8 protein-coding genes and 1 pseudogene are annotated in these 7,753 nt (G+C 59.2%); 7 read left to right on the top strand and 2 right to left on the bottom strand.

The genetic code is table 11. The annotated features are described in order from the left end of the window. Positions 1–637: phosphoadenylyl-sulfate reductase (locus ABSG20_RS24360; RefSeq protein WP_423867056.1), on the top strand; the 637-nt coding region annotated here is incomplete at its 5' end. Positions 638–696: 59 nt separating this feature from the next. Here the strand turns inward: ABSG20_RS24360 and ABSG20_RS24355 are convergent. After that, positions 697–2,556, bottom strand: a complete 1,860-nt coding sequence (locus tag ABSG20_RS24355) for a tetratricopeptide repeat protein (protein ID WP_423867057.1) — start codon at positions 2,554–2,556, stop codon at positions 697–699. 30 nt (positions 2,557–2,586) lie between these two features. Between ABSG20_RS24355 and ABSG20_RS24350 the strand changes: the two genes are divergently transcribed. Beyond that, a complete protein-coding gene (locus ABSG20_RS24350; RefSeq protein ID WP_423867058.1) occupies positions 2,587–2,994 on the top strand; it encodes a hypothetical protein in 408 nt (135 codons plus the stop codon). On the opposite strand, the pseudogene ABSG20_RS24345 reads toward ABSG20_RS24350, so the two are convergent. Beyond that, a pseudogene (locus ABSG20_RS24345) lies at positions 2,911–3,108 on the bottom strand (hypothetical protein); the annotation flags it as partial. The gene ABSG20_RS24350 and the pseudogene ABSG20_RS24345 sit on opposite strands and share 84 nt — an antisense overlap. Positions 3,109–3,421: 313 nt before the next feature. Between ABSG20_RS24345 and xrtD the strand changes: the two are divergent. From xrtD to ABSG20_RS24320, 5 genes are all read left to right on the top strand, one after another. Then, on the top strand, positions 3,422–4,930 hold the full coding sequence (gene xrtD, locus ABSG20_RS24340; protein ID WP_423867055.1) for a VPLPA-CTERM-specific exosortase XrtD: 1,509 nt from the start codon (positions 3,422–3,424) through the stop codon (positions 4,928–4,930). Positions 4,931–4,965: 35 nt separating this feature from the next. Continuing rightward, positions 4,966–5,568, top strand: a complete 603-nt coding sequence (locus ABSG20_RS24335; RefSeq protein WP_423867054.1) for a hypothetical protein — start codon at positions 4,966–4,968, stop codon at positions 5,566–5,568. A gap of 202 nt (positions 5,569–5,770) precedes the next feature. After that, positions 5,771–6,274: a CAP domain-containing protein gene (locus ABSG20_RS24330; protein ID WP_423867053.1), complete on the top strand. Its 504-nt coding sequence runs from the start codon at positions 5,771–5,773 to the stop codon at positions 6,272–6,274. Between the two features lie 98 nt (positions 6,275–6,372). Continuing rightward, positions 6,373–7,560, top strand: coding sequence for a DUF3734 domain-containing protein (locus tag ABSG20_RS24325; RefSeq protein WP_423867052.1), 1,188 nt, complete (start codon positions 6,373–6,375; stop codon positions 7,558–7,560). 4 nt (positions 7,561–7,564) lie between these two features. Further along, a partial coding sequence (locus tag ABSG20_RS24320) for an SDR family NAD(P)-dependent oxidoreductase (protein ID WP_423867051.1) occupies positions 7,565–7,753 on the top strand: 189 nt, incomplete at its 3' end.

The raw sequence follows: 7,753 nt of genomic DNA, 5'->3' as shown, positions 1-7,753 counted from the left end.
GGAGGTGATCGCGGCGGCGCTGCGGACCGTCGGCCGTGAGCATCTCGCAGTGGTGTCCTCGTTCGGCACCGAATCGGCGGCGCTGCTCAAGGTCATGGCCGACGTCGATCCGGCCATCCCGGTGATCTTTCTCGATACCGGATGGCTGTTCGGGGAGACGCTTGCCTATCGCGACACCCTGATCGCGACGCTTGGCCTGCGCGATGTTCGCTCGATAAAGCCTTTGCAGGAGTCACTATCGGGCGAGGATCCAGATCGAGAACTGTGGTTCTCGGATCCGGATGCCTGCTGCCGGATCCGCAAGGTCGAGCCGCTCAAGCGGGCGCTGGCGCCGTTCCACGGCTGGATCAACGGCCGCAAGCGTTTTCAGGGCGGCCTGCGCGCCGCCATTGCGGTCGTCGAGCAGGATGGCGCCAGGCTGAAGTTCAATCCGTTCGCAAACAGCTCGCGCGAACAGATCGAGGCGATCTACCGCCTTGCCGTGCTGCCGCCGCATCCGCTCGCAGCCATGGGTTATCTGTCGGTCGGGTGCATGCCCTGCACCAGCCGCACCTCGCCCGACGAAGACGTCCGCGCCGGCCGCTGGCGCGGCAGACCCAAGACCGAGTGCGGCATCCATACCGCCAAGACATCGTAGCGAGCGCGCGCATTCCAGGATGGTCCGCAGCACCGGACGTCGCGGCATCACAAAGGACGTCAGGGCGTCTTTGGTGCGCCAATTATTTTTTTCGCCTCGTCTCGACCTGGATAATTATCATTGAGTGTATCCTCGATGATTTTTTTTCCCTTCATTTCACCCAAAGCGATCAAGACCGCTCCATAATGAAAGCGCAACTGCGGATTTCCAGATTGCCCGGCGCCCGCCAGATCCAGCAGCGCTTTAGCCTTTTCGAAATCGCCGAGACGGTAGTCCGACCAGGCGAGCGTATCGAGAATGGCCTGATTTCTAACAAGCGCATTCCTTTGCAGGAGATCGCGAGCCTGGCGCAAGGCGACCGTATCGGGCCGTGTCTGCTCGGCCAGCAGATTGGCAAGCTCGTTGGCGGCGATCGTCGACTTGGGATTGACACGCAACACCTCGCGGTAGGTGACGATCAAATCGTCGGTTTTTCCGTTTTGGCTTTGGATTTCCGCGCGCGCAAGAAGTAGCGGCTCTTGCATGGCCCCGGCCGCGATCCCACGATCGAGAACGGCCAGCGCTTTCGCAACCTCTGTTCTACGCGCCAGGGCCGCGGCCTGCTGGAGATATGCCGTGGGCGACGATGGCTCTCTCTGAATGACCGACTCGATAAGCGCCGAGGCTTTGTCGGCCTGACCCGAATTATCGGCCAGGTTGGCAAGGATCAGGTCGAAGGATGCGAGATCAGCGGGTGCAACATTTTTGGCGAACTGCGCCAGCGAGTTCATCGCCTGTGCACTTTGCCCCGCGGCGATCGATGTCCGGGCGAAAGCCCGCGCGGCCGGCACGTCGAACCGGCTGCGGTCTTTCCAGGCAATGAGCCGCCGATAGAGGTCGGCAGCATCCCGATATTGGCTCCGCGCCTCCTTGATCTCGGCATCGAGTTCGATCACCTGCTGCTCGGCGTCCGGTGTTTGGTGCAATTGCGACAGCGCCACCTCGGCGGCCGTCCAGTCCTTGCTTTGAATTGCAAGTCGAATCTGCATGGCGTGTCCATCGACTGAATCGGTGTTATGTTCGAGAAAGTCGTCGACAGTTTGCCTTGCGCCCGGGGCCTCGCCGAAACTGCTCTGTATGTCTATAATTCTGCGGAGCGTTCCGAGGTCGGAAGGCATCAAACTCAAGACGCGCCTCAAGGCTGCAATGGCTTCCTTGGGTTGATCGTTTTGCAGATATGCTTCCGCCAACGAAGTAAACACCGTCGCATTCGCAGGCTGCCGGGCCGCGACAGACAGGAAGTCCTGTATCGCCGCTGCCGGGTTTTGATCCCGCAACATCAATTGGCCGCGAACCAGGAGGACTTCGTCGCCAGGTTTGGACTTGAGCATGCCGTCCAAAATGGCTCGGGCGGTCGCGGTGTCGTTATTTGCGATCAGGAGACGGGCGAGCGCCAATTGTGCGGCAGCATGCGCTGCGGCATGCGCGGGGTCCGATTGCGTTCGGGTCATCGCACCGTTGAGGATCTTCGCGGCGGCATCAAATCCGTCCTCTTGCGCGTAGATATCCGCCAGCGCGATATCATAGGCAGTAGAGTCCGGTGCCGCTGCGATCGCGGCGAGAAGCTCCGCTATTGCGGCAGATTTGTCCCGATGCCGGGCAATAAAGGCAACGAGCCGCATGTGCATGTCTATGTTCCCGGGCGCGGCCTCGACCCCAGCCCGAAGAGCCTGCTCCCCTTGCTCAACTCCACCGCCTTTGGCGAGCAGTTCGGCGAGTGCAACACGATACTCAGGCGCCATCGGATCCACCGCAACGAGAGCCTTGTAGATTTCGATGGCTTTTGCCGGGGAATCCTTTTGCGACAGCGCCTGGGCCTTCAATTGCAAGAGATCCTTGTCCGATGCGTCCGTCAGCAGGCCGGCTTCGATCTTGATCAAGGCGCCGGCCGGATCTTTTCGCCGCAGCGCTTGTTCGGCCAGGACCGCATTTGCGACGACGTCCCCCTTGTTTTCCGCCAGGACGGACAGCGCATCCGAAAGCGCCTTCCGGCTTTCGCCCAGACGTTCCTCCAAAAGCGCTCGATAGGCCTTCATGGCCTGGTCGCTTGGCCGATCCGCAAGACATCTGGCAATCCATTCTTCGGCCAGCTTGTAGGCGCGGGCCCGGAGCAGTATCGCTGCGGCCGCAGCCCGGCCCTCTTCGGTGCCGGGCGCGGTTACGTCGGCACCGATATATTCGGCGAGGGCCGTTTGCGGGTCGCCCATTCTCTCGGCGATCTGACCGGCGAGGAAATGAGCCTCGCTCAGCTTCGGATCGGCCTTGACCGCGGCCTCAATTTCCTGCCGGGCCGCCCGGAATTGTCCCGCGTCGTATAACTTTCTGGCGTTGGCCAGGGCGACCGAAGGTGTCTTTCCACTGTCCCTCTCCTTTCCGCAAGCCGATAGGAGAACGAGGTTCGCGCAAACAAAGAGAGCGAGATAATTTTTCATAGTATTGACCATGGTTGAAGCGGGCCAGTCGCCAACTTCAAATGCGCAAAGCGATACTAGATGCGAGTTATCTCAGGGTTGACGACGCTGAATAGTTGTCGCGGTCTGGGACATTTCTACGTCATGTGCCCGCGCACCTCGCGGAACCAATCGCGCTCGAGAACATGCAGACGCCGCCGGAACACTCTCGCGCGCGGAACGACCATGCATTAAGATGCATTCTGCTCATCCCTTGGGGGCGACCGTGGACGCAACTCATCTTCGCCGTGCCGATTGGCAAAATCTAGGGGGTCTATTTGCACTTGTCGTGTGCATGGGTGAAATTCCCGGTGTTTGGCGCTCTCTGAATCCTCTGTTCGAAGCCTGGAGTCAGCAAGAATATAGCCATGCATGGTTTATTCTACCCTTGGCGTTGCTGATTTTTATTCGACGGTACCAGAGGGCCGCCTTGGGCGGCTACCGAGCTCCGGGTGTGCTCGCTGCGATATTTGCGGTTGTCATCATGATGTTTGCCTGGGCAACAGGCAGCTACACCGCATGCATCTACGGAGCCATACTTGGGATCATCGGATTTGTGTGGTCCTCCCTCGGCAGCGAAGCGATGAAGACCTTGGCGGCTCCCCTGCTCTATCTTTTCTTCATGGTGCCGCTTCCGGTGGCGCTTTACCTTTCTGCCTCCGCGGAAATGCAGCTTTTGGCCTCGAAGCTAGGCATGGTCTTGATTTCGCTTTTCCACGTGCCGGCGTCACTCGACGGCAACATCATCGTATTGCCGTCCACGAAACTGGAGGTGGCCGAAGCCTGTAACGGTCTGCGTTACCTGTTTCCTTTGATCAGTTTCGCCTGTCTCGTCGCCATGTTGGTCGAGGACCGGTTCTGGAAGAAAGCTGTTGTCGTGGTATCCAGCATTCCGATCGCTGTCGTTCTCAACGCCGGCCGTATCGCCATGATAGCCGTCCTGCTCGAACGCCTCGGTATCGATACGTCGACCGGCTGGACTCACGCCTTCGAGGGTTTTGCGGTTTTCTCCTTATGCGTTGCGCTGTTGTTTCTGGAGGTTTGGTGTCTGCTCGGTATTGGAAAACCGCGCGGACGCTTCGTCGTGTCCGACTTGTTGATGCTCGACCGCAGCACGCTTCAGCGCTTTATTTCCTGGCCCGTGTCACGCACATCTCTTCTGGCCGGCGTCATCCTGCTGGCAGGGACCAGCCTGGTCGCCAGCTGGCCTGCGCGTCCGGAGGCTATTCCCTCACGCCAGCCGCTTGCTCTATTCCCGATGGAATTTGCAGGCTGGCACGGAATTCCGACAACGCTTGACAGCGAGTCGCTCAATTCCCTTGGATTATCGGATTACCTTCTTGCGGACTATACCCATCAGGCGGGCGCCGGCGGCCCGTTCAATTTCTATATCGCCTACTACGCATCGCAAAGGGCCGGGATACATGCGCACAGTCCTCAGCTTTGCATCCCCGGCGGCGGATGGACCATTCTAAGCCAGTCCGTCGTCATGGTGCCTTTGAGCCGCGGCGGTTCGATCAGCGCCAACCGTGTCGCGATCGAGAAGCAAGGCGTGAGGCAGATTGTCTATTATTGGTTCGAGGAGCGAGGCCGTCAGATCGCGGACGAAGGTGCTCTTAAATATTTCGCGCTTCGAGATGCGCTGCTCGAGAACAGGACTGATGGAGCCCTTATCCGTATCGTCGCCCCCGTCCACGGGCAAGATGAAACGGCCGCGGATGCTATGGCGACGAAACTGGTTGCAGACGTGGCCCCATTCTTGCCATCCTTTGTTCCCGGTATAATATTGCAGCATGATCGCTAAGTGTCTGTGGTACTTGGTCATTTCATGATGATCGGGTGACACTTTTCACGCGCAAATGGGCTGGTTACACCTTGCTTTTCCATTCACTTGAAATTAACTTTGAGTTGATATCTATACGGATTGCTATCGATGCCGTTGGCATTGATTCGTTGATTTACCTTCAGTTTTTTGGGAGGCGAAGCATGCGTGGAGTATTTAAACTTTTAGGCGTAGTGGCGTTGGTCGTTTCGTCGATTGGTCAAGCATCTGCTTTGACACTTACTACCTTTCCGGTCATCGCGACTGGAGCGGTGTCGGATTTTGTTTTTACCTACTCTACCAGCACTCCTTTTACGCTCTCCAACCTGTCACTTTTCCTGCCCCCCTCCGGCAGCAATATTCTTGGTGGCACGCTTGCAACCTATACCACTCCGACTGGAGGCAGCCTTTCCGGCTCGGGTTCCCTGAGCGAGATTATTTCCACGAGGCCTGGCGCCAGCTATGAAATGTCGTATGCTATCAGCGGCTCGCTTCCCAATTCGATCAGCGTAGCGCTCGTACCGCTTCCGGCCTCGGCCCCATTATTCGTGATGGCGCTGATTGGCTTGGGGATGATGGGATATCGCTCGGCGCGCGGAAGAAAAACGGTTGCGGCCTGAAACCGGTCCCTTGTGTCTGGATCGGATCTTTAGCTGCTTCACACGGATGACGTGCGCGCGACGATTGACCGATCGCCCGTAATCGCTTGATCCGGAAATTGGCGCTCTCGCTCCGCAATGATGCCTGAATTTGGGCCGCCGTTCACCATTCAGCCACGGTTGGTATGCAACACCCCTGCTCACCCCTGGGGAGCATCGAATCATGCGCGCGGCGATCGCGGTTCTCGGTCTTTTGGCGCTTTGCGGCTGCGCGGCGGATATTCCCTCGACCGAGCAGCCGGCCATGTATCTCAACATGGCCAGCGGCGATGCCAAGCTCGATCCGCAGGCTGCCGCCTCGATGATCTCACTCTACCGACAGAACAACGGTCTGGGCGGCGTCGCAGTCGACCCCCAGCTGATGAAACTCGCGGAATCGCAGTCACAGGCGATGGCCAGCCGCAACAAGCTCGATCACGACGTCAAGGCCCCGCTGGCGGAGCGTCTGAATGCATCAGGCTATCCCGCGACGTTGGCGGTGGAAAACGTCTCCGCCGGCTATCACACTCTGGCCGAGGCATTTTCCGGCTGGCGTGACTCGCCTCCGCACCGTGCAAACATGTTGAAAAACGGTGTCACAAAATTAGGCATTGCGGCGAGCTATGCTCCAAATACCAAATACAAGGTGTTCTGGACGATGATTCTTGCTTCCTCGGAGCCCCGATAAACTTGGCGTGATCCCCGCTCCCGGCCTCTCGGATTGACGCCATCGCGAACTGGCGCCACGGTGCGATCGCTTATTGGCTAATTTGATCGACGGCTGAGATGACCGAATATTCCGGATATTCCGATCCCGCCCCGGCAAGCGCGCCCGCGAATGCGCAGCGGGTTCTGGTCCTGCAGGGCGGCGGCGCGCTCGGCTCCTATCAGGCCGGAGCCTATCAGGGGCTTTGCCACCATGATTTCGAGCCGGACTGGATCGCTGGCATCTCGATCGGCGCCGTCAATGCCGCGATCATCGCCGGCAACCCGCCCGAAAAGCGGGTCGGACGGCTCAAGGAATTTTGGGAAATGGTCTCTGCGCCAGTGCCCTGGAATCCGGTGACGTCAAGCGACCGCGGCCGTTCGCTGTTCAACGAAACCAGCGCCGCCCTGATTGCCACTTTCGGCGTCCCCGGCTTTTTCAGGCCGCGGGTCCCGCCGGCGCCGCTCTGGCCGCAGGGCAGCCGGCAGGCGCAGAGCTATTACGATACCACGCCGCTGCGCGCGACGCTGGAGCGACTGGTCGATTTCGATCGCATCAACGATCTGAAGACCAGGCTCAGCGTCGGGGCGGTGAGTGTCACGACCGGCAATTTCAGATATTTCGACAATTTCGAATTCAGGAAGCTTGGCAAGAAGATCGGGCCGGAACATATCATGGCGTCCGGCGCGTTGCCGCCGGGCTTCCCGTCGATCGAAATCGAAGGCGAGCACTACTGGGATGGCGGCATCGCCTCCAATACCCCGCTCGATTATGTGCTCGATGCGGAAATCAGGAACGATCTGCTGATCTTCCAGGTCGATCTGTTCAGCGCGCGCGGGCCGCTGCCGCTGTCGTTGCTGGAGGCCGCCGAGCGCGAGAAAGACATCCGTTTTTCCAGCCGCACCCGCATGAACACCGACAAGAACAAGCAGATTCACAACGCCCGCATGGCCGTGCGGGAATTGATCGGCAAGTTGCCGGATTATCTCAAAAACGATCCGTCGGTCGAGCTGCTGCGCAATGCCGCCAAGGAAAACACGGTAACGGTCGTGCACCTGATCTACCGCAGCAAGAACTACGAAACCAACTCCAAGGATTATGATTTTTCCCATATCGGCATGGTCGAGCACTGGGGCGCCGGCGCCCGCGACGTTCACCTCTCGATGCGTCACAAGGACTGGCTCGAGCGGCCGCAATCCGGCGAAACCATGATGACCTACGATCTCACGGGGGACGGAACCCTCGCGACGGCCAACAAACAGGAGTGAATCAATGGGTACCTTGACAGGCAAGACCGCAGTGGTGACCGGATCGACCAGCGGCATCGGACTGGCTTATGCGCGCGCCTTCGCCGGCGCCGGTGCAAACATCGTTCTCAACGGCATGGGGGCGCCCGCCGATATCGAGAAGGAGCGCGCTGGTATCGAGACGGATTTCAAGGTCAAGGCGGTGCATTCTCCG

The sequence above is a fragment of the Bradyrhizobium sp. genome, from assembly GCF_049512235.1.
In the GTDB taxonomy this organism is placed as follows: Bacteria; Pseudomonadota; Alphaproteobacteria; order Rhizobiales; family Xanthobacteraceae; genus Bradyrhizobium.
The sequence above is the reverse complement of the archived record's forward strand: the minus strand, read 5'-3'. Positions and strand labels throughout refer to the sequence as shown.